This window comes from Streptomyces sp. NPDC057565 (assembly GCF_042801455.1).
Lineage (GTDB): Bacteria > Actinomycetota > Actinomycetes > Streptomycetales > Streptomycetaceae > Streptomyces > Streptomyces yanii.
On the sequence record NZ_JBHVFU010000026.1, the window covers coordinates 1 to 20,486 of the forward strand.

General features: G+C 69.8%; 21 protein-coding genes. 4 read left to right on the forward strand and 17 right to left on the reverse strand.

All coding sequences use genetic code 11. From position 1 onward, the window contains the following. The 3 genes from ACFU8W_RS31965 to ACFU8W_RS31975 form a co-directional block, all read right to left on the reverse strand. Positions 1 to 485, reverse strand: a 485-nt coding sequence (locus ACFU8W_RS31965; RefSeq protein WP_384044500.1) for a transposase, incomplete at its 3' end; no start/stop codon positions are given. Between the two features lie 114 nt (positions 486 to 599). Further along, the gene (locus ACFU8W_RS31970) at positions 600 to 800 is read right to left on the reverse strand and encodes a helix-turn-helix domain-containing protein (RefSeq protein ID WP_384044503.1); all 201 of its coding nucleotides are present in this window, start codon (positions 798 to 800) and stop codon (positions 600 to 602) included. A gap of 130 nt (positions 801 to 930) precedes the next feature. Then, the gene (locus ACFU8W_RS31975) at positions 931 to 1,329 is read right to left on the reverse strand and encodes a VOC family protein (RefSeq protein WP_384044506.1); all 399 of its coding nucleotides are present in this window, start codon (positions 1,327 to 1,329) and stop codon (positions 931 to 933) included. 92 nt (positions 1,330 to 1,421) lie between these two features. On the opposite strand from ACFU8W_RS31975, the gene ACFU8W_RS31980 reads away from it, so the two are divergent. Further along, positions 1,422 to 2,411 (forward strand): helix-turn-helix transcriptional regulator, encoded by a 990-nt coding sequence (locus ACFU8W_RS31980; RefSeq protein ID WP_384044508.1) that lies wholly within the window; start codon positions 1,422 to 1,424, stop codon positions 2,409 to 2,411. A gap of 529 nt (positions 2,412 to 2,940) precedes the next feature. Here the strand turns inward: ACFU8W_RS31980 and ACFU8W_RS31985 are convergent. From ACFU8W_RS31985 to ACFU8W_RS32020, 8 genes are all read right to left on the reverse strand, one after another. After that, entirely contained in the window at positions 2,941 to 3,447 is a 507-nt protein-coding gene (locus tag ACFU8W_RS31985) for a hypothetical protein (protein WP_384044511.1), read from the reverse strand. 411 nt (positions 3,448 to 3,858) lie between these two features. After that, entirely contained in the window at positions 3,859 to 4,806 is a 948-nt protein-coding gene (gene tatC, locus ACFU8W_RS31990) for a twin-arginine translocase subunit TatC (RefSeq protein ID WP_384044514.1), read from the reverse strand. Between the two features lie 385 nt (positions 4,807 to 5,191). Next, the gene (gene tatA / locus ACFU8W_RS31995; RefSeq protein ID WP_384044518.1) at positions 5,192 to 5,482 is read right to left on the reverse strand and encodes a Sec-independent protein translocase subunit TatA; all 291 of its coding nucleotides are present in this window, start codon (positions 5,480 to 5,482) and stop codon (positions 5,192 to 5,194) included. A gap of 2 nt (positions 5,483 to 5,484) precedes the next feature. Further along, on the reverse strand, positions 5,485 to 6,126 hold the full coding sequence (locus tag ACFU8W_RS32000; protein WP_384044521.1) for a hypothetical protein: 642 nt from the start codon (positions 6,124 to 6,126) through the stop codon (positions 5,485 to 5,487). A gap of 354 nt (positions 6,127 to 6,480) precedes the next feature. Continuing rightward, positions 6,481 to 6,897, reverse strand: coding sequence for a hypothetical protein (locus ACFU8W_RS32005; RefSeq protein WP_384044524.1), 417 nt, complete (start codon positions 6,895 to 6,897; stop codon positions 6,481 to 6,483). A 285-nt stretch (positions 6,898 to 7,182) separates the two neighbouring features. Further along, positions 7,183 to 7,602 (reverse strand): ATP-binding protein, encoded by a 420-nt coding sequence (locus ACFU8W_RS32010; protein WP_384044527.1) that lies wholly within the window; start codon positions 7,600 to 7,602, stop codon positions 7,183 to 7,185. Between the two features lie 1,444 nt (positions 7,603 to 9,046). Beyond that, the gene (locus tag ACFU8W_RS32015) at positions 9,047 to 9,835 is read right to left on the reverse strand and encodes a zf-HC2 domain-containing protein (RefSeq protein ID WP_384044530.1); all 789 of its coding nucleotides are present in this window, start codon (positions 9,833 to 9,835) and stop codon (positions 9,047 to 9,049) included. 25 nt (positions 9,836 to 9,860) lie between these two features. Continuing rightward, complete coding sequence (locus ACFU8W_RS32020) at positions 9,861 to 10,463, reverse strand: sigma-70 family RNA polymerase sigma factor (RefSeq protein ID WP_384044533.1); 603 nt, start codon at positions 10,461 to 10,463, stop codon at positions 9,861 to 9,863. 518 nt (positions 10,464 to 10,981) lie between these two features. On the opposite strand from ACFU8W_RS32020, the gene ACFU8W_RS32025 reads away from it, so the two are divergent. Genes ACFU8W_RS32025 through ACFU8W_RS32035 form a run of 3 tightly spaced genes read left to right on the forward strand, consistent with a single transcriptional unit; the run spans position 10,982 to position 12,977 of the window. Beyond that, a complete protein-coding gene (locus ACFU8W_RS32025) occupies positions 10,982 to 11,524 on the forward strand; it encodes a plastocyanin/azurin family copper-binding protein (RefSeq protein ID WP_384044536.1) in 543 nt (180 codons plus the stop codon). Beyond that, positions 11,524 to 12,525 (forward strand): metallophosphoesterase family protein, encoded by a 1,002-nt coding sequence (locus ACFU8W_RS32030; RefSeq protein ID WP_384044539.1) that lies wholly within the window; start codon positions 11,524 to 11,526, stop codon positions 12,523 to 12,525. The genes ACFU8W_RS32025 and ACFU8W_RS32030 overlap by 1 nt, the downstream gene beginning before the upstream one ends. Further along, positions 12,522 to 12,977 (forward strand): hypothetical protein, encoded by a 456-nt coding sequence (locus tag ACFU8W_RS32035; RefSeq protein ID WP_384044542.1) that lies wholly within the window; start codon positions 12,522 to 12,524, stop codon positions 12,975 to 12,977. Before ACFU8W_RS32030 ends, ACFU8W_RS32035 begins: the two co-directional genes overlap by 4 nt. A gap of 441 nt (positions 12,978 to 13,418) precedes the next feature. On the opposite strand, the gene ACFU8W_RS32040 is transcribed toward ACFU8W_RS32035, so the two are convergent. From ACFU8W_RS32040 to ACFU8W_RS32065, 6 genes are all read right to left on the reverse strand, one after another. Continuing rightward, a complete protein-coding gene (locus tag ACFU8W_RS32040; RefSeq protein ID WP_384044545.1) occupies positions 13,419 to 14,558 on the reverse strand; it encodes a zinc-binding dehydrogenase in 1,140 nt (379 codons plus the stop codon). Beyond that, positions 14,555 to 14,857, reverse strand: a complete 303-nt coding sequence (locus ACFU8W_RS32045; protein ID WP_384044548.1) for a putative quinol monooxygenase — start codon at positions 14,855 to 14,857, stop codon at positions 14,555 to 14,557. Before ACFU8W_RS32045 ends, ACFU8W_RS32040 begins: the two co-directional genes overlap by 4 nt. A gap of 5 nt (positions 14,858 to 14,862) precedes the next feature. Next, the gene (locus ACFU8W_RS32050) at positions 14,863 to 15,522 is read right to left on the reverse strand and encodes a glycerol-3-phosphate responsive antiterminator (RefSeq protein ID WP_384044551.1); all 660 of its coding nucleotides are present in this window, start codon (positions 15,520 to 15,522) and stop codon (positions 14,863 to 14,865) included. A gap of 54 nt (positions 15,523 to 15,576) precedes the next feature. Next, entirely contained in the window at positions 15,577 to 17,130 is a 1,554-nt protein-coding gene (locus ACFU8W_RS32055) for an FAD-binding oxidoreductase (RefSeq protein ID WP_384044555.1), read from the reverse strand. Continuing rightward, complete coding sequence (locus tag ACFU8W_RS32060; RefSeq protein ID WP_384044558.1) at positions 17,127 to 18,800, reverse strand: FAD-dependent oxidoreductase; 1,674 nt, start codon at positions 18,798 to 18,800, stop codon at positions 17,127 to 17,129. Before ACFU8W_RS32060 ends, ACFU8W_RS32055 begins: the two co-directional genes overlap by 4 nt. Positions 18,801 to 18,875: 75 nt before the next feature. Then, positions 18,876 to 20,447, reverse strand: coding sequence for an FGGY family carbohydrate kinase (locus ACFU8W_RS32065; protein ID WP_384044561.1), 1,572 nt, complete (start codon positions 20,445 to 20,447; stop codon positions 18,876 to 18,878). Positions 20,448 to 20,486 lie beyond the last annotated feature (39 nt).

The window sequence follows — 20,486 nt, forward strand, 5'->3', positions numbered from 1 at the left end:
TAGTCGGGGTCCCGGGAGGTCTTCCAGGTCTTCAGGCGTTGAAAGGAGACGCCTTCCTCGCGGAGCAAGATGCGCAGGCCCTCGTGGCTGATGTCGTCGACCACCCCCTCGGCGACCAGGAAGTCCGCCAGCTTGGACAGGCTCCAGGTTGAGAATGGCAAGTCGTGCTCGGTGGGCCTGGACTTCGCGATCTTCTTGATCTCGCGGCGTTCGGGCAGCGTGAACGTCTTCGGCCGGCCACCGGAGTACTTCGGATACAAGGAGTCGAAACCGTCGGCGTTGAAGTTGTGGATCACGTCCCGCACCCGGTCGTCGCTGGTGAACGACACCTCGGCAATCTTCGCCACCGGCATGCCCTGCGCGGACAGCAGCACCATCTGGGCCCGCCGCCAGGTCACCACCGACCCGGTCCCCCTGCGAATGATCCGCAGAAGCCGCCGCCCCTCATCGTCATCGATCTCTCGGACACGCACTCGTTCTGCCACCCGGACAGAATGACGCCCACGCGCCGTTCGCCACAGCACCCGGAAGGCGCGTCACATCACAACAGGGCAAACGTTGCCTGATGCGGCACTAGGTGGGGTGTCTCGGGACCTCGGTTACACGAAGTCCTCGAAGGTGAGCTGCTGCGGGATGCCCGCGAGTGCCGGGGCTGGTGGCGGGCGGGAGGAGTGGTCGAGTAGTCCGTGCTCGCCGTGCGCTCGCCAGCGGGCGTACCACTGGGCCAGGCAGCGACGGCAGATCCCGGCTTCCGTAGCGACGTGCGCGATCGGACGTCCGGCGTCGATCCGCAGGCACAAGCGCAGACGTCCTTCGGGGGTCGGCGGTGCGTTCCGGTGCCCCCTGCTGTTGGCGTTCCTGGACTTGGCGGCCGCGTTCACCGGGAGCCCCGGGATCTCGGGGCTCCCGTGTGAGCGGCTGTGCGTGGCGTCAGCGTGCGAACTTCTCGATGGCCGCCGGGGTGACGGGGGTGAAGAAGTTGACGAGGTTGCCGTCGGGGTCGCGGAACAGCAGTGACCGGTTGCCCCAGGGCATGGTGGTGGGCTCGTTGACGAAGTCGGTCACGAAGCCGGTCAGGTTCTGGTGAACGCGGTCCACGTCGTCGACGAGGAACTCGGTGATCACGCTGTGGTTGTCCGCCGGGCGGGCAGAGTCCGGGGCGAACAGCGGGACGGTCCGGGTGCCGGCGATCGCGAGGGTGGCGCCCGCGGTCTTGAGTTCGGCGAAGTCCTGGGTGGCCCATATCGCCCGCATACCTGTGGCTCGCTCGTAGAACTCGACGAGGCGCGCTACGTCGCTGGTGATGATGCGGATCGAGACGAAGTCCATGGGGATCTCCTTGGTTGTGCTGGAGTCGTGCACTTCGCAGGCTAGGAGAAATAGTGGACAGAATCGGTCCTGTATTCACATAAGCTGTGAACATGTCTCGACCCACTGGCCGCGTGCTGACACTCCTGGAGCTGCTGCAGTCGGGCGGCACCCGGACTGTGGCCGAACTCGCCGACCGGCTCGGCGTCGAAGGGCGCACCGTGCGGCGCTATGTGGAGCAGCTGATCGACCTGGACGTGCCCGTGGAATCGGTGCGCGGCCGCTACGGCGGGTACCGGCTCGCCCCCGGGTACCGCTTGCCTCCGCTCATGCTCAGCGACGACGAGGCGCTGGCCGTGCTGCTCGGCCTGGTCGCCGGCCGCCGAGCAGGGCTGACGACGACGGAGCACACGGCAAGCGAGACGGCATCGGCGAAGATCCGGCGGGTGCTGCCTAAGCACATCGCCCGTCGGCTCGACACGCTCCTGGAGGCTCTCGCCTTCACGGATCAGCCCGGCGAGTTCGACACCCCGGACGCTGAGGTCCTGCTCACCATCGCCGATGCGGTACGCCACCGCCGACCGGTCTCGATCCGCTACACCGACCGCGACGGACGGCGCAGCGAACGCACGCTGCACGCGTACGGGATCGTCGCCCATTCGGGCCGGTGGTACGTCACGGGCAAGGACGACCAGATCGGCGAGGACCGAACCTTCCGGCTCGATCGCATCGCACACACGAGGACCCTGCCCGGCTCATTCGAAGCGTCGGCGGGTCCCGGTCCGGCACAGCGCGTGTTGTCAGGGTTTGCCACGGCCGAGTACCGGCATGAGGTGACCTTGCGGATCCACGGGACAGTTGAACAGATCCGCGCCCACCTTCCCGCCGGCGTCGCGAGCCTGGAGGCGCACGAGCCTGCGGCAGGTGAGGACCGGGCGACCGAGCGCTGGCTGCGCATCGAGCTGCGGGCGGAGCGGCTCGACTGGTTGCCTCCGGTACTCGCCTCACTCGACCGGCCGTTCGTCATCGAGTGCCCCGATGAACTGCGCGACCTCGTCATCGCGCTCGCCGATCGCCTGGCGTCCTACGCCCGCCAAGCCTGACAGCGAGGAACCAATGTCATGAGATGGCACACCTGACCCGCCGACGATACCTCGAGGCGCTGACAACACAGGGTGCTTCGCGTACGGCCCCAACTCCCCGAGATCATCCCGGGCCAGGCGCAATCAGCCGCCTACCGGCGCCGCTCGGGCCGCACTCTCGTGACCTACCACAGGATCCCCAGGAGGCAGCTGCGCTCCTGGAACTCTTCGCCGACCTGGACACCACTTCGCGATCCAGATTGCCTGGGCCCGGCGGCCGTGCAGCGCGGCTCGGTCGCCCTGATGACCCAGGAATTCCGCGGAGACCGTCGCGCTGTTCCGGTCGCACGGTCTGGCCGCGCAGGGCTGTGCCGGGTGCGGCATGCCGGTCACCGACCGCCACCCCCACTGGCCCGGCGTGTGGGTGGGCGTGGAGTGCGAGTTCGGGCCGACCTGTGATCGGTGTCACCGGTCACTGCCTCCTGTGGTCGGCTTCGTTGCGTGACAGCCGCCAAAGCTTCCCGGTACGACCGAAATACTCGCCTCGGGCTCAACTCTGCCGGGCGCGGGCGATGGTGTCGAAGACCCACTTATGAAACACAAGCCGCGGGAAGAACCGGCCTTCGACATCGAACTTGAGAGAAAAAGATGGGCTCATTCTCAAATCCCGGTGCACGGTGCGGACGCAAACGAAGGTGTCGGGACGGCGCCGGCCCGATCCGACGGGGCCGATTTGGTTGATCCTCGCGTGAATACGGTTCCCGTGGACCAGGGCGGCACAGCCGTGTTCCCTGGCCTTCGATACCGGGACGCTGCCGGCCCAGCGGCTGAACTCGTCGAGATATCCATGCCCGGACAGCTCCCGCAGGGTGATCCTCTCCATCCGCACATCCTCCGGACCGTCGAGGAACACCATGAGCTGCGGCACCCCTCTGCGGCGCCGCCAGTGAGCGGGGAGGCCCTGGACGACGCAGTCCAGCACGCGCAGGACGTCCGCGCGCACCGCGGGGTCCAGCGACTGGAGTTCTCTCAGCATGTATTCGCCGTCTTCGTTCACCCCACAAGCGTCCACGAGAAGGACCACCAGCTCAACAATGCGGTCAGCGGCCTGCGTTCGTTTCCATCCAGGTCACCGCCGGGCGTTCACCAGGGGACTTGGTGGCAGTAGGTCTGCTTTTGTGGCAACTGTCGTGCTTCGACTCACCAACTGATGTGCCGAAGCACGACAGTTGCCACCCCTGCGACCAGCTGACCTGGAGCTACCCGCGACGCGCAGCAGGAAAGTCGTCACCAGTGAGGCGGTCCTGTGGTCATCACCCCGAAAATCTCAGACTTCTACGGATGCGTGGAGCTTGTAGTGGACGCCGCACGAAGCCTCGACCGTGCAGTCGCATCGAGGGCTGCCATTCAGCCGGAGCCCTCACAGGCCACCGTTCCAGTCCCCGACCCTACTGAAGGCACCCTCAGGTCACGTCGCCTCACCGTCGGCGCGGTCGTCGTCAGCGTCCGGCTGCGCGGGCAGGGTCTGGCTGGCGGACACCGATTCCGCTTCGCCGATGTCCTGCGGCGTGAGGTCGAGGTCGGAGATCTCGTCGTCGCCGGGTCCCTCTGCCTCTCTTCGGGCCTTGCGCCGGTCATTGAGAAGCGAAAAGACAACGGCGGCGAAATAGAGCACCCAGATCGGTGCGGCCAGCGCCAGCATGGTCAGCGGGTCCGTGCTCGGCGTCGCCACAGCCGAAAAGGCCGTGATCCCCATGACCATGCCGCGCCACCAGCCGAGCATCCGCCGGCCGGACAGCACTCCGGTGAGGTTCAGCATCACCAGCAGCAGCGGCATCTCGAAGGAGAGACCAAAGACGACCACCATGCGGGTGACGAGGTCGAGCAGATCGTCCAGCGGCAGCAGGTTGGCCACCCCGTGCGGGGTGAAGCCGATCAACACCTTCGCGGTCGTGGGCAGCACCTTGTAGGCGAAGAAGGCGCCGCCCAAGAACAGCGGGACCCCCGCGCTGACGAACGCGTAGGCGTATTTTCGCTCGTGCTTGTGCAGGCCGGGGGCAACGAACGCCCACAGCTGGTATAGCCATACCGGCGAGGCCAGCACGACGCCAGCCATCAGGGACACCTTCAGCGCCAGGGTGAAGGGCGCGAGCAGACCGTTGATCGTGATTCGCGCGCAGGTGGTGTCCGCGGTCTGCTTGGCCAGATCGGCGAAGGACGTCGGGCAGCCGACCGAGTCCAGCACCGGCCTGGTGAAGAAGTTTACGATGCCCTTGTAGTAGAAGGCCGTGGTGATCGTGACGACCAGGATGGCCAGGACGGCCTTGGCGAGCCGGTTGCGGAGCTCACGAAGGTGCTCCGCGAGCGGCATCCGCCCCCCGGGATCCTTCTCCTTGTTGCGGGCTGACTGGGGCATGCCACGTCCTCATCTCGTGTGGCAGACCGGAGACTACCGGCCCTGAGTCAGTACTTGATCGTCTCCGTCGCCCGGTAGGGCGCGAGTTCGCCACGGCGCCGGTTGCGGCCGGTAGCGCGTCCAGCAGGCAGTTGGTCCAGGCCGGCACCACTTACCGCGAGCTGATCTGCCCTGCCCGGCCCGAGGGTGGGCGGCTCACGAAGGTCCTCAGACCGTCCACTGTCACGCGTCGCGCTCGGGCCGGGAAACAGCGCTGCTCCGGCCAAGACGCCGGCCGATACCGCAGACAGCGACGCGGGCGGCCCGGCAGCGCGAGAGGTGAGCCGGCCGGGGGCTTCGGGCAGCGTCTCGTGCGGGGATGAGCCAGTGACGTGCAGGACCGGGCTCAGTCGCAGTGGCTGGTCGTGTCCGTGGGCGCGGTGCGGTCGGTGGCGGTGTCTCCGGGAGCGCCCGAGATCGTCCGCGGTCCCGGTCCCGGTCCCGGTCCCGGCTCAGGTTCGGGGCGTGGCTCGTTTGAGGCGTCGTCGTCCTTCATGGCCTTGGTCTCGCTCTTGAGGATCCGCATGGACTTGCCCAGCGCCCGGGCCGTGTCGGGTAGTTTCTTCGAGCCGAAGATCAAAACCACGACCGCGACCAGGATCAGCAGGTGCCAGGGCTCCAGCGCATTGCGGAACATTGTCACACCACCCCTTCGAACGCGTCGGCCTTCATGTCTGCCTCGGCGATCCGCGCCGCTTGTTCCTGCGCGGCAGCGGTGGGAGCGGGAGCACCCGCGGCGCATCGTGTCTTGCCGCCCCCAGCATGACCCCATCGCTCTCCGGGTGCGCGCAGAGCCTCGGCCGCTGCCCAAAGAGGCGTCCCGTCCACGACCGGGCCTTGCGGAAGGTTGACGCGGCCGGCGGCGCACACCTTTGACTGCGGACGACGGCCCGCTGCCGCGGGCGGGCGCGTCCAGCGCGGTTGCCCGTCCGCCGATACGGCGAAGCGTTCCCCCTCCGCGTCCCGGCCACACTCGGCCGGGACATCACGCTGCTGGACGCGGTCGATGTCCATGACCCAGCAGGGCTCTGCACCGACGGATGGCCGGCGCTCGTCGTCGCGGAAGGGGATCCGCAGGAGGTGGCCGGGCAGGCCGGCGTCCGTGCCCGCGGTCTCGTGCGCGGGCGCCTGGGAGGAGGTTTCCCGGTGCACTTGGCACGGCGGTTTCACCGGTGTCCGCCGCCCGCGCCATCGGCAGATTCCCACGGCGTCGTCCAGCAGGGCCTCGCAAGCGAATTCGTCGCCCGTCGCCGCCGCAACCGCGGGGAGCTCGACTGGCAACGGGCTTATGGTGAGGCGCAGTTCGCTGCCTGTGGCCTGTATGGCCGCCTGTGCCGGCTGCCCGGCCCGCGGAGTGTGCGGGGGCGTTTGGGCCGGATGGAGGCCCAGTCGCTGCCCCTGGGAGCAACCACGTTCGGGCACCTGGAACAGCCGATGGGCCGTCGTGTTCGGCCACGGTGCGTTCATCGGCTTTCCCTGGCGTGACCGTTCCTGTCGCCGATTGGCGCGATGTTCACGCGTGGCTGTCGGGCGTGGAAGGCGAGACGAGTGGAGTTGGCCGGCTGCTGCGGGGGCGTGCCGGGTGTCGATGTCCTTGCGGGTCATGTGTCCTTCTCCTGTCGGTTCGGGGTCGATTCAGATCCCGGGGCGCCCGGCGGCCGTCCAGGCGGCGTACTCCTGGCGGACGTAGAGGCGGTGGCTGGGGGCGAGTGTGATCGCGTCGGGGCGGTGTGGGCCGGCCACCAGGTCGGGATGGCGGCGGTCGTGCAGGACGAGTTGTTCGGCGGTTTCTGCGGCGGCTGCGAGGGGGCCGGGGCCGGGGTCGTCCAGGGCCATCCGGTCCATGAGAGCCGCCCGGCGTAGCAGCCAGGCCCGTTCGGCGGCCGTCGCGTCGACCTGGGGGTCGGTGGCGGGCCTGGCCCGGCGGCCGTCGCGTTCGGCCCCGAGAGCGAGCACTTGGTGCATCTCGCGGCGCAGATCGGGCGCATTCGCGTACGCCTCCTGCGGGGGCGGGGCGCCGATGCCCTCATGGCTGTTCCGGGTGACGTCCACGTCCACACCTCCGCCGGTACGTAGGGGTTGGCGCCGCAGCGTTGACACAGCACCGTGTCGTGGTCGGGGTTGCTGTGATCAAGGGCCGATGGGTGTGCCGCGGACCGCATGGGAACCTGGGTCGGGCTCGGGCAGCCGTCGATGGGGCACGGTTGGTGGGCTGCGAAGGCCCACTCGCGGGGGCGTCGGGTGACCCGGCGCCGCAGCTGCCCCCGGCGACCCGTCGCTGTGCGGCAGTGCCGGCCCCGGCAGGGGGTCGCAGCTCGTGCGGAACGTCCGGCCCGGTCATGGCGAGCACCTCAGGCAGGCGCGGACTTCGCGGCCGCTGCGCGTCTGATGGACCTCGGTCGACTGGGCGAGGTACTGGACGATGCCGGTGCCGCGGCCGTGTTCGTCGGGGGCGATGTCGGGGCGATGGCGTTCCACGGTCGTGCCGGAGTCAGTGACCACGATGTGCAGAGTGTCGTGGTCGAGGACGAGCAGCAGGGTCATCCGCTCGCGGCCGTACTGCGCGGCATTGGCGGCGAGTTCGTCGACGATGAGAACGGCGGAGTCCCGCTCGCTTGCGGGCACACTCCAGGTCTCCAGCAGATCGGCCGCGAAGTGACGAGCGGCGGAGACGTGCGCCTCCTGCGCGGGCAGGGTGAGCAGCGCCTGGTGGCGGCAGGGCCGGCCGAGCAGTGAACTCGGGCTGGGGGAATCCATCACAAACATGGTCTTCTGGCTCTTCTGTGGATGTGCGGAGGTCGGAACGGGGGAGACCGCTTCGGGGGCGGTCGGTAGGCGGGATCCTGCATGGGCGCGCTCATTGAGTTCCACGGGCGACGCATGTCGAACGGTTCGAGTAATTCGCACTTTTTGTTCGACTTCTTGCGATTCATGTCGATGCGAGCGGGCTGGCTGGACTCACTCGCCTCTGCCAGAGCTCGATGCCGTACTCAGCCGGACCTGGCACTGGCGGCTCGGTCTCCTCGCCCGTGGCCTTCCGCCACGGCCTTGCGAGAACCTCACGCCGGAGAGCCGGACGACCGTCCCTGCCCGCATCTCGGCTTGGTCGCGACACTCGGCGTGCAGACATCCTGGATCCTCTTCTCCGGGCTGCACGGACTTCGGGGGAATAGGAGAGTCGAGGTCGCCGGCCGTTTGGTGAACCGCATACCGCTGCTCGCGCGGGGGAGGGGAACACCTCGGCCGTGCCGTCGTAAAGACCAGGGCGGCGCCACCGGCCACCCGGACAGGGAGTGCGTGCCCCGTCGGCGCACTCACGCATCAAGTCGGCTGAGGACTGGGCCGATTCGTTGGAGCCGGGGGTGAGGGTGACCAGGGCCAGGAAACCGTCGGCGCGCTGCGAGAAGGACCAGGGCGCCGGCTGCGGCCTCCTCCCGGTGGAGGTTGAGGTGCATGCCGCCGGCCCCCCGCACACCCGTGCCCACCCATGTACGCGGCCGGCACCCGAGGGGGCCCGTCGCGGGGTGGCCGGCCTGCCACTGCCGGCAGCCACGTGACGGGAGCGGGTCAGAGCCCCACGACCGAGCCGCTGAACTGCCCTGATGCGGACACATCCCCCGATGACAGGTTGTGCAGGCGAAGCAGCCGCAGCACCTGACCGGCCCCGGGGATGTGTGACACCACAGCGGCCAGATCGACCGGATGACCGCTTGCCCCGCCCCTCGACCCGCCGGTCGTGCACCCGGACGGCCTTCACCTTGATCCGCCCGGCCGCTGAGGTGGCCTTTCCCGGCCTGTGGCAGCCGCTTCGACCGCCCGCCGCCTTCGCGCGCGTGGCGCCGATCAGCCCCTCGGCCATAGAGGTGCCGGTGTCGGCCTTCGAGGCAGCCGCCGCACTCATCCGCCGGGTGCCCTTGTCGGACGATCTTGCCGATCCCGGAGCCGTGCGGCGTGGTGGCATCGGTCGACGACGGTGATCGCGAGCGTGCCTGTGCAGCCGATGTCACGAGCACACGCCTTCTCGATGGTCATCGGCCGGACGTCCTCAGCGCGCTCCTCCAGCCTGGTCCACCGGTCTTGAGGCGGCTCGCTTCTTGTCGACTGGCCGGCCCCCTCTTCGCCCGCGGCACGACCCTTCGGTGGCGACGTCTTCTTGGCCTTTTGTGCCGCCGTGCGCTCACACTCGACAGCTGTGGACGCGTCACGCCCGGATTGTGACCAGCCTCTGACCGCTGCCTGCGAGAATCTCGAAGTGGTCGATGGTTCCCGGGGACATGGCAACCGCTCCTGGGATCGTGGTGCCGGGAGGGTACTCGCCTGCCCGCCAGGTAGCGCCGTCCGCCCGGGCTCCGCCGAGCCCGACCGCCTGCAGCCGGCAGGTGATTCCGGCGGGTGCCCCCTTGGCGGAGACCTGCAGGACACTGCCCCAGGCAGAGGGCGAGACCTTCACCGAGGCGGAGACACCGGTGGCGGGATCGCTTCCGGAGAAGGTGCGCGAGGGAGCCGGCGCGGTCGGCCCAGGCGGCGTCGCCTGACTGCCCACGGATCCGACAGCCGCCAGCCATGTGCCGCCGGCCGTTGCCGCGATGAACATCAGCGAGGCGGCAGCGCCGGCCAGTTGCAGACGCCAGGTCCTGCGGCGCCGGGACGCGGCCTGCTGGAGCAGCCTCTCCAGCACGCCCCCCTCCGGCACCTGCGACACCGCGGGCGCGGCGGGCCGTTCGGGCAGGGAGCCCTGCGCGCCTTCGGCTGCCCGTGCTACCAGCCGGTCGGTCAGGTCCCCGTCGGCCGTCGGCACCGTCTGGCCTGAGGCTTCGGCTTCGGTCACCGTCGCCAGCAGCGCAGGCAATCCCGCCAGCTGGGTGTGTTCGGCCCGGCATTCGGCGCATTCCGCGAGGTGGACGCGCACCCGTTCCATTTCTGCTGAGGGCAGCGTGCTCAGGACGTATCCTCCCAGCGCCAGCCGGAGGGCGTCGTGCTCGGCACTCATGGTCGCCACCTCCTGCCCGCCACGGTCATGGCTCGATCCCCCGCTCCTGGAGCGCCAGCCGCAGGGCGTGCAGGGCGTAGTACGTCCGTGACTTCACGGTGCCCAGCGGGATGCCCAGCACCCGTGCGGCCTCCACCATGGTCCGGCCCCGGTAGTAGGTCTCCAGCAGCACCGCGCGGTGGTCCGGGGACAGCGTCCGGACGGCGTCCGCAACCGCCCAGCTCTGCAGTGCCTGCTCGATCTCGTCCTCGCCCGGTGTCTGCTCGACGGCTCGCTCCAGCGCTTCGCCGCCGACCTCGGTAGGCCTGGCCTGCCGGGCCCGGTGGGCGTCGATGACCAGATGCCGGGCAACCGTACACAGCCATGCCCGGGCCGGGCCGCGTGCGGGATCGAACGCGGCGGGATGCTGCCACGCCCGCAGCAGCGTCTCCTGCACCACATCCTCCGCCCATTGCCGATCTCCTGAGGTCAGTCGCAGCACGTAGTGGAACAGGGGCCCTGCGTGCTCCGCGTACAGAGTGCGCAGCAGTTCCTCGTCCGCGGTCGAAAGGTTCCCTTTACCGGAAGCACGGCGCGTGGAGCGATCCGGATCGGTCCTTGGATCACGTTTTCGGGAACGCCAGGGCATAGGCCGATCATCGCGCACATGTACTGCTTTGTCCTGTAACGCACGGCATGGCGCAGGTGACACTCTGCGAGCGCCGCGGGCGATACGTCCCTGTCAGGCCTTGCGACACCACCAGGGCCAAGCGTGCGCGGCCCCCAGAGGGGCCGGCTGATCCGCGGCGATACCAAGAGGTCTCACAAAAAGTGCATATCTACCGAACCGTGGGAACCCCGCCGTCCGTGGAGCCGGACAAGAGCCGACGTACGCGCAATTCCTCATCGATTCCCCGTGCGACAAAGGATGGACCAGAGGTGACCGAAAAACACCACGCGACGTACGCGCTCCCGGCGCCTGTCACGCTCACCCCGCCCCCGTGCATCGAAGTCCGCGCCACCGCGCAGCCTCGGCCGGTGCTCGATCGCTGGGTCCGTGAGGGGCACGCGGCCATGAACACGACATCCACCACACATCCCTGCGGTTGCCTGCGCCCCCTGCCGGCGCAGCCCCCATCTCCGCCTGATCAGTGAGGAGCGGACACCATGCATCGGAACTTCCGCACACCAGGCCGGCGATCACGCGCTGCGGCCGGGCTGGCCGTTGCCACCATCGCCACCGCCGGCGCGCTGGGGCTCCTCAGCGCCTGCGGCCAGTCGCCGCACCCCTCGTCCTCCGCAGCCGGCGCCATCACACCCGGTCCGGGTCAGCGCCGGACGGCCGGGATGCCCGGTGCCACGGGGTCGGGGAACACGGTGGGATCCCCTCCCGGCGCCTCGCCGATGCCCAGCATGAGCATGCCCGCGAGTCACTCGAGCACGGGCGCGCCGGTGACCGGGAACTCCGTGGCGATCAAGAACTTCGCATTCGCCCCGGCCACGCTGAAGGTGAGGGTGGGTACGACGGTGACCTGGACCAACCAGGACACCGACGCCCACACCGTCACCAGCGCCGGCACGGGCGGCCCGTTGCATTCCGCCGCCCTGGCCACCCACGCCACCTACAGCTACACGTTCACCAAACCCGGCACCTACACCTACCTCTGCACCATCCATCCGTTCATGACCGCCACCGTGGAGGTGACCTGATGACCGACTACTACGACAGTCACGACGGAGCGCCGGACCACGACGCCGGTCGGCCTGACACGGAACACGGTATGACGCGTCGCCAACTCATCCGCCACGCAGGGTGGTTCGGCGGAGCAGTGGTGCTGACCGTGGCCAGTGGGGAGGTGATCAGCCACATCGCCGACTCCCGGGGCACCAACGCCAAGGCCGCTGTCGGTGCCGCCGCCGCAGAAAGCGGCGCGCTGCGGTTCGTGCAGGTCTCCGACAGCCATATCGGGTTCCAGGGCCCTGCGAACATGGACGTGGCCGGCTCCTTCACCGAAGCGATCAACCAGGTCAACTCGCTCGGATTCAGGCCTGACTTCGTCATGCACAGCGGCGACCTGACCCACCTGTCCACGGCCGGACAGTTCAACCAGGTCAAGCAGATGATGGCCGGAATGAAGACAGACCGTGTCTTCACGGTACCGGGCGAGCACGACTCCATCGGCGATGCGGGCCGCGCCTACCGGCGGACCTTCGGCATGGGCACGCTCGGCGACGGCTGGTACAGCTTCGACACCCACGGCGTGCACTTCATCGCCCTGGTCAACACCCTGAGCCTGGAGAAGCTCGGCCACCTCGGCAACGACCAGATCGACTTCGTTCGCAAGGACGTCGCCGGACTGTCGTCGGACACCCCCATCGTGGTCTTCAGCCACATCCCGCTGTTCGCCATGTACCCGCAGTGGGGCTGGAGCACCGACGACGCCCTGAAGGTCATCGCCCTCCTGCGCCGCTTTTCCTCTGTCACCTGCCTCAACGGGCACGTCCACCAGCTGTTCACCAAGACAGAGGGCAACATCACCTTCCACTCCGCCACCACCACCGCCTACCCCCTGCCCAAACCGGGCCGTGCCCCCGCCCCCACCCCGCAGGTCGTCCCCGCCCGACAGCTCAAAGACGCACTTGGCATCCGCAGCGTCGGCTACCGCCAAGGCGACCGCGAACTGGCCATCAAGGACCAGAGGTTGGCATGAACACCCGAAGACTCCCGACCCCCGCCCTGCGGTGGGCGACTGCCGCAACCCTCGCCGCCGGCGGGTACATCCACGCCCAGCTCTACGTCGACGAGTACCGCTTCATCCACATCATCGGCCCCCTGTTCCTCCTCCAGGCCGGCGCTTCCTTCGCCCTCGCTGCCCTGCTGCTGATGGGGACACCACCCCTGCTGCTGAGGGCCGCCGCGGCAGGCGTCGCGCTCGGGGCCCTTGGCGGCTTCACTGCCTCGCGCACCGTAGGCGTGTTCGGATTCACCGAGCGCGGTCTGCAGCCCGCACCACAGGCCGTCCTCAGTCTCCTCGCCGAAACCGGCACGCTGCTGCTCCTCGCGACCTGGCAGATGACCGTGGCCACACAACACCGCGCTGCCCGACCACCCGTCAGGCCACCGATCCGGAACCGGGCCGCCACCCGCACACCACCCGACTGAACCACCACGGCGAAGCCCGCCGTCTACGCCACCTGCCACTCTTCCCGGAACAAGGGGTATCTCTTATGCACCTGGAACCGCGCCCAGGAATCGCCTGGCCGAGTCCGCACCTCCGCGAACTGAGGGACGCTGTGCGCATCCTGCTCGGCCTGGACGACGACACCGCCGTCGTGATCCGCCAATTCAGCTGGGGTGAACTCGGCTACCCACCGCTGGAAACCGTTGTCGAGGTGCTGCCCATGGACGGCGGGGTCCACCGCTGGACACTCCACCGCCCCGCCGACCAGATCACCGAGCACGACCCACCCCGTGAAGGACGGGAACGACCGCGGCTGACAGCACGACGATTGAGTGGACCGACAGCAAGAACCAAGGAGGCGCCGCGCGCGTCCACTGCTCTCTCTCCCTGGCGCCCTTCAGTCGACCGCCCGAGCCGGGGCGTCAGGTGCTCAGCATGCCCGATGTGTCGATGACCTGACGGATCGCCCGGCCCGAAGCCAGCTCCTCCATCGCCGCGTTGATGTCGGCCAACGGCAGTGTGCCCGTGTGCATCTGCTCCACCGGCATCACTCCCGCCCGCCACAGGTCCAGGAACCTCGGGATGTCGCGGCGCGGCACAGCGTCACCCATGTATGAGCCCATCAGTGACTTGCCTTCGCCCGCGAACGCCAGGGCCGGCACCTCCAGCAGCCGGTCGGGTGCGGGCAGGCCCACCGAGACGACCTTGCCGCCCCGTGCCACGGCCGACAGGCACTCCGCCATCACCTTCGGACTGCCCACCGCTTCCACCGCCACCTCCGCACCGCCGGAGGTGAGTTGGCGGATCTGCCGCACAGCGTCGTCGGGGGTGTACGCATGCGTCGCGCCCAGCCGGAGAGCCAGCTCGCGCTTCTCCTGGACCGGGTCGACTGCGATGATCGGGTACGCCCCCGCCGCCCGGGCGCCCAGCACCGCGGAGAGGCCCACACCGCCCAGGCCGTAGACCACCGTCGACTGCCCCGGACGCAGGGCCGCCGTGTTGATCACCGCGCCCGCGCCCGTCAGGACCGCGCAGCCGAACATCGAGGCGACGGTGAACGGGATGTCCTTGGGGATCGGGACCACAGACTCCTGGGCCAGCACCGCGTGTTCGGAGAACGCGGAGACGCCCAGCTGGTGATGGACCCGGTTGCCGAAGGCATCGGTCAGCAGTGACGGGCCGTGCAGCAGCGCGCCGGATCCGTTCGCCGCCGCGGCCTGCGCGCACAGGGCCGGCCGGCCCTGTGCGCAGTCGCCACAGAAGCCGCAGCTCGGCACGAAGACCAGCGCCACATGGTCGCCGGGGGAGACCCGGCTGACGCCCGGTCCGGTGTCCTGGACGACGCCGACCGCCTCGTGACCCAGCGCCATCGGCAGCGGCCGGACCCGGTCGCCGTTGACCACCGAGAGGTCCGAGTGGCAGAGCGAGGCAGCCGCGATCCGTACCAGCACCTCGCCCTCGCGCGGCGCGCCCAGCTCCAGCTCCTCCACCTCGACCGGACGGGTGTCGGAGTACGGGCGGGCCGTCGATATCCCGCGCAGCACCACCGCACGGGTCTTCACGCGCCCACCTCCGGACGCGGGGCGTAGCGCAGTACGTCGCGGCTCTCCAGCAGCGGGACGACCTCGGCGAGCACGATCTCCTGGAAGTGCGGGGTGGCGCAGTGGGCGGTGAAGTCGGCCTCGGAGGCGTACTCCTCGTACAGCACGATCGCCTGCGGGTCCTCGGTGCCCTGGTGGACCTGGTAGGCGAGGTTGCCGGGCTCCTTGCGGGAGGCGGCGGCCATCGTGTCGAGCAGGGACAGGACGGTGTTCTCCGCACCGGCCTGGGTGCGGTAGCGGGCTACGACCACGTAAGTCATGGGGGTTACTCCTGGGGTGCGGGGGGCCTCTTCAGGGCGGTGGCCGGGACCGGCGGCAGCTGGTCCCGGCGCAGGTGCCAGAGGCGGGGGTCGGACGTGGCGGCGGCGGCCGACCCGAGGGCCAGTGCGAGCGCGACGTCCGCAGCGGTTTCGACGAAGCCGGCGGCGACCGACGGGGACATCGCGCGCTGTGCCTGCGCGCTCATCCGGGCGATGATCGGGGCGGGCATGATCTCGACCAGGTCCGGCGCCCCGCGCGAGATCGCGTCCGTGGAGCGGCGCAGATTGGACCGGTCGGTGACGAACACCTTCATCATCGTCAGCAGGCCGAGCGGGCGGCCCTTCTCTATGAGGGAGAGCCGGGTGCTGACTACGCCGTGCGCGCCCATGTTCTTGATGAACTCCAGCGCGCCTCGGTCCTGAGCCAGACCGGGGCTGCTGTCCACGTTTACGAACACGGTCTTTCCCGCCCGGCCCAGCGCCGGCACGACCTGGGGCAGTTGCCCCACCGCGAACGAGGCGAGGATGCACACCTTGGCCGGTGCGGTCAGAAACTGCCGCAGCGGCTGCGTGCCGACGACCGACGCGATGACCGGCACCTCGGCGAACGCCGTGGTGAGCCGGGGGTCGAGTGCGGCACCGGACCGGGAGGGGGAAGGGGTCATGGCAAGGGCCTGCCTGGGGAGAGAGAGGGGTTCGTGGCTGCTGAGATCCTGGCGTCAGTTCAGCGGGGACGCACCGAATCGGCTGGGAAGGCCCAGTTTGCCAGGGTTGAGAATGCCGGCCGGGTCCAGGGCCTTCTTCACGGCGACGAATGTCGCGAAGCCCGCCCCGAGGGATTCCTCCAGGTAGGGGCCGCGCAGCAGACCGCAGCCGTGGTGGTGGCTGAGCGCCGCCGCGTGCTTGATGAGTACGGCGTTGGCCGCGTCCCATACCGAGCGGTACCAGTCGCGGCGCGACTCGGGCGCCACGTCGCCGCGCAGCGAGAAGTAGACGCAGGCGCCGTCGGTGTACGCGTGGGACTGGTGGGCCGACGCGGCCAGGGTGCCGGGCACCGACTGGATCGCGGCGACCACCTCGTCGTAGATCACCGGGAGGTCGGTCCAGGAAGCGGCCATCTCCAGGGTGTCGGCGACGAATCCGGGACCGGGCGTGAAGCCGTCGGCGGACTTGCCGACCAGCATCCGCTCGTCCAGCCAGCGCTCGAAGACCGCCTTGCTGTCCAGCTCGGGGCCGTACGCCTCGCAGACCTCGGCCGCCACCTTGATCGATGCGTCGACGATGGTCGGGTCGCCCTCGTCGGCGATGAGCAGGAGGTTGGTCTCCGGGTGGCCGAAGTGGGTGCCCGACTCCAGGGCGTCGTACAACCGCAGCACGGCCGGGGTGGCACCGCGCTGCATGATCCTGCGGCAGGCGTCCAGGCCCTCGGCGAAGGTCTTGAAGCCGAACGCGACGGCGTTGGCGTACTGGGGCAGCGGGTGGACCCGCAGGCGCACCGAGACGATGACGCCGAGGGTGCCCTCGGATCCGACGAACAGCTGGCGCAGGTCCGGACCGACCGCGGCGCGGGCGTAGTCGCCGTACGTGGCACGCGTACCGTCCGCGTGCACGACGTCGACGCCGACGACCATGTCCTCGATCTTGCCGTAACGGGTGGAGAGCTGGCCGGCGCCGCGACAGGCGATCCAGCCGCCGACCGTGGACACGGCGAACGCGGACGGCCAGTGGCCGGTGGTGACGCCGTATTCCTCCTGGAGCTGCTTCTCGAAGAGGTCGCCGAACATGCCGGCCTGGACATCCACGATGTTCGACTCGGCGTCGAAGCCGGTGATCTCGTTCAGTCCGCAGACGTCCAGGACGACGCCGCCGAAGACGGGGAGCGCCGCGCCCGTGACGTTGGAGCGGCCGGCGGACGGGGTGACCGGGATACCGGCCTCGTGGCAGATCCGCAGCACGGCCGCGACCTGGTCGGCGTCGGCCGCCTCGACGATCACGGCGTTCGGCGTCGCCGGACGGCCCTCGGTCTCACCGATCATCGAGCCGGCCCACCAGTCACGGGTTCGGGTGACGACCTCGTCGCGGGAGGTGTGCACCGCGTGCGCGGCCCCGCGCAGCGCCTCGAGCACGGATTCGGGAACGTCGACCGGGTCGACCTGGAGGGCGGCCTCGCCGTCCCCGATCGCGGTGTTCTGCGCCCACTTGGCGAAACTGGGGGCGCCGATCGTGTAGTTGCCCCGGTTGAACGGGTGGGTGATGGTCTGACGGCTGATCATGCTGCTGCCCCTTCGAGGAGTACGGACTTTTCGTGACGGACGGCTGCGAGGTACTCGGAGACCGAACGCTCCACCTCGGCCTCCGAGAGGTTCAGTTCCTGGCCGAGGATCGCGCCGACGGCCCCGGCGGCGTCGACGGAGGCGTCCCGGGCGAACAGCCGGGCGCGCAGTCGCCGGGAGAGCACGTCGTCGACCGAGCGGGCCAGTTCGGCGCGGGCCGCGTACACGACCTCCGCCTTGGTGTACGGGAGTCCCGCGACGACCGGCTCGGCCAGCGTCGGGTCGTCCTGGATCAGGTCGCCGACGAACCGGGCCTCGGTGCCGAAACGTTCGCCGAGGTGTGCGGCGATGCCGCCGGAGGCCGCGACGGCCTCGGCGTCGTAACCGGCACCGCCGAGCAGCGGGAGGTCGGTGGTGCGGCTCTTCCCCTTGCGGCCGAGGACCGTCATCACCTTGTCGATGACGAGCTCGCCCATGTGTCGGCTGGTGGTGAGCTTGCCGCCGGTTACCGTCACCATGCCGGTGCGGCCGACGGTGATGTGGTGGTCGCGGCGCATGTCGAGGGTCGCGCCCTCCCTACCGCCGACCAGCGGGCGCAGGCCGCCGATGGAGCCGACCACGTCGTCCGGGGTGAGCTTCCCTTCGAAGGCGGTGTTGGCGCCCTCCAGCAGGAAGTCCATCTCCTGGCGGGTGCAGTGCACGTCGTCGGGGGAGCCCTGGTAGTCCTCGTCCGTGGTGCCGAGCACGACGCTGTTGCCCCAGCGGGTGCAGGTCGCGCGGCGGGCCCGGCCGGGGATCGGCACGGTGACCGTGCAGTTGATCCGGACCTTGTCCCACGGCACCACGATGTGGACGCCCTTGGCGGGCCGTACCTGCGGCTTGTGACCGTCGTCGGCCTTCGCGTCGAGCTCGTCGGTCCACACACCGGTGGCGTTGACGACGGCCCGCGAACGGATGTCGAAGGTGTCGCCGTCCGCCGAGACCCGTGCGCCGGCCACCTTGCCCATCTGCATCAGCAGACCCTCGGCCCGGGCACCGTTGAGGATCGTCGCACCGAGCGCTGCCGCGGTCCGGACGATGGTCAGCACGAGCCGGGCGTCATCGGTACGGGCGTCGAAGTACATCAGCCCGCCCTTGAGGTTCTCCGCGCGCAGCGTCGGCGCCTGCGCGAGCACCTCGGGGACGGTGAGCCGCTGGTGGAGCTTGCCGATCCGCCAGCCGCCGACCAGGTCGTACGTCCACAGCAGACCCTCGAAGCCCTTGGCGAGGCGGGCGTCGAAGATGCCCTCCTTGTCCAGGATCGGGAAGAGGAACGGCAGCCGGTGCACCAGGTGCGGGGCGTTCTTGCGGAAGCGGTGACGTTCCAGGAGCGAGTGGCGGACCAGGTTGACGTTGCCCTGCTCGATGTAGCGCAGGCCGCCGTGCACCATCTTCGAGGACTTCGACGACGTGCCGGAGGCGAAGTCGTCCTTCTCGATCAGTGCCGCGCGCAGCCCGCGCGAGGCCGCGTCGAGCACGGCGTACGCCCCGGTGATGCCGCCGCCGATGACGAGCACGTCGTATGTGTCGTCGGCCAGCCGCCGCTTGAGGGCGGCCCGGTCGAGTAGCAGGGGCGTTCGGCGGGTCGCCGCGGCGCTGCGCCGCGGTTTCCGGGCGGGCATGGTGATCACAACATCAACTCCTGGTGTTTCGGTGCGGCGGCCGCGTGGTCGGGTACGGGCCGCCGGTGCGACGGTCGGGGGCCGTCAGTGGGGGGTTCGGGGTTCGGGGTTCGTCAGGGGAAGCAGCGCGGGGTCGTTCAGGTGGGCGATCAGCACGTCGCGCCAGGCGGCCCGCTGCTCGGCGCGCTCGGCCGCCGAGATCGACGGCTCGAAGACCTGGCCGTGCGGCTGTTCCTCGACGACCTCTTCCAGCGAGGACCACAAGCCCTGGGCGACACCGGCGAGATACGCGGTGCCCCGCAGGCTGGCGGTGGCGGAGTCGGAGACCCGCTCCAGCGGCAGGCCGGTCAGGTCGGCCTGGATCCGCATGAGCGGGTCGCTGCCGGAGACCCCGCCGCCGACCCGGAGCCGGGTGAACGGCGTGCCCATGGTGTCGGCGACCCCGTCGATCAGGTCGCACACCGAGTGCGCGATCCCGTCCAGCACGGCGCGGGCCAGATCGGCGCGAGTGGTGGCGAGGGTGAGCCCGGTGAGGGAGGCGGTGGCCTCCGGGTGCCAGACCGGCGTACGGACCCCGGCGAGCGCCGGGACGAAACGCGGGGTGCGGCCCGGCCGGGTGGGGACCCGGCCCGCCTCCTCACCGAGCTCCTTCGGCGATGCGAACAGCCCGAGGTCGTCGCAGAGCCAGCGCAGCGCCGAACCCGCCGTGGAGGTGTACGCCTCCAGGCTGTAGTGGCTGGTGTCGCCCTGTCGCCGGCCGGGCTGGGCGAGCACCCCGGAGATGTCCGGCCGGGGCAGGGCGGGCGTGGTGCCGGTCGCCGCGTCGACGAAGGCGCCGGTCCCGTACACGCACATGCCCTGCCCGGCGGCGAGGCCGCCGAGCGCGATCAGTGCGGCGTGCTGGTCGCCCATGGAGGCGGCCAGCGGGACGGCGATCCCGAGGGCGGCCGGGTCCGTGGTACCGAATCCGGCGTCGTCGGAGCGGAGTTCCGGAAGCAGGTCGAGAGGGAAGCCGAGATGGCTGATCCACTCCTCGTCCCAGGCGTGCCGTTCCAGCAGATATCCGCCGCTGGACGCGGCGTTGGTCGGGGTGGTGGCGTGTACGGCACCGCCGGTGAGGCGCCAGATCAGCCAGGTGTCGACGGTGCCGAAGAGCAGTCGGCCCTCGCGGTGTGCGGCGGCCACCTCCGAGTGCGCGGCGATCTGCCGTGCGGCCCAGAGGAACGGGGCACGGGCGCCGACCGGCCGGCCCTGACGGGCCAGCAGGGCGGCGTCCCACTCCGCCTCGTACGCGGTGAGCTCATGGGCGTAACGCCGGTCCTGCCACACCACCGCGGGCAGCAACGGCCGCCCGGTGACCCGGTCCCACAGCATCGCCGTGGCCCGCTGCGTCGACAGCGCCACCGCGGTGATCTCGATGCCCTCCTCGCGGGCCCGGCCGACGGCCCGGCGCGCCACCTCGACGGTGGCGCTCCAGATCTCCATCGGGTCCTGCTCGACCGAGAGGTCGTCCGGATGGCTGACCTTGATCGACCGGTAGAACACCTCGTGGGCCGCGCCGGAGTCGAGGACGACTCCGGCCCTGGTGCCCGTGGTGCCCTCGTCGATGGACAGCACACCGCGCCGTGGGGCGGCGCCGGGGAACGTCTGCGTCATTGCAGCCCTTTCATTGCGAGCATCGCGAGCTGTGCGGAG

Excerpts from the sequence above, each read along its gene's own strand:
- ACFU8W_RS32055 (WP_384044555.1), bottom strand. The coding sequence starts at position 17,130 with ATGATCAGCCGTCAGACCATCACCCACCCGTTCAACCGGGGCAACTAC.
- ACFU8W_RS32035 (WP_384044542.1), top strand. The coding sequence starts at position 12,522 with ATGAACACCCGAAGACTCCCGACCCCCGCCCTGCGGTGGGCGACTGCC.
- ACFU8W_RS32030 (WP_384044539.1), top strand. The coding sequence starts at position 11,524 with ATGACCGACTACTACGACAGTCACGACGGAGCGCCGGACCACGACGCC.
- ACFU8W_RS32045 (WP_384044548.1), bottom strand. The coding sequence starts at position 14,857 with ATGACTTACGTGGTCGTAGCCCGCTACCGCACCCAGGCCGGTGCGGAG.
- ACFU8W_RS32015 (WP_384044530.1), bottom strand. The coding sequence starts at position 9,835 with ATGAGTGCCGAGCACGACGCCCTCCGGCTGGCGCTGGGAGGATACGTC.
- ACFU8W_RS32065 (WP_384044561.1), bottom strand. The coding sequence starts at position 20,447 with ATGACGCAGACGTTCCCCGGCGCCGCCCCACGGCGCGGTGTGCTGTCC.
- tatA (WP_384044518.1), bottom strand. The coding sequence starts at position 5,482 with ATGTTCCGCAATGCGCTGGAGCCCTGGCACCTGCTGATCCTGGTCGCG.
- ACFU8W_RS32025 (WP_384044536.1), top strand. The coding sequence starts at position 10,982 with ATGCATCGGAACTTCCGCACACCAGGCCGGCGATCACGCGCTGCGGCC.
- ACFU8W_RS32050 (WP_384044551.1), bottom strand. The coding sequence starts at position 15,522 with ATGACCCCTTCCCCCTCCCGGTCCGGTGCCGCACTCGACCCCCGGCTC.
- ACFU8W_RS32020 (WP_384044533.1), bottom strand. The coding sequence starts at position 10,463 with ATGCCCTGGCGTTCCCGAAAACGTGATCCAAGGACCGATCCGGATCGC.
- ACFU8W_RS31980 (WP_384044508.1), top strand. The coding sequence starts at position 1,422 with ATGTCTCGACCCACTGGCCGCGTGCTGACACTCCTGGAGCTGCTGCAG.
- tatC (WP_384044514.1), bottom strand. The coding sequence starts at position 4,806 with ATGCCCCAGTCAGCCCGCAACAAGGAGAAGGATCCCGGGGGGCGGATG.
- ACFU8W_RS31975 (WP_384044506.1), bottom strand. The coding sequence starts at position 1,329 with ATGGACTTCGTCTCGATCCGCATCATCACCAGCGACGTAGCGCGCCTC.
- ACFU8W_RS32010 (WP_384044527.1), bottom strand. The coding sequence starts at position 7,602 with ATGGATTCCCCCAGCCCGAGTTCACTGCTCGGCCGGCCCTGCCGCCAC.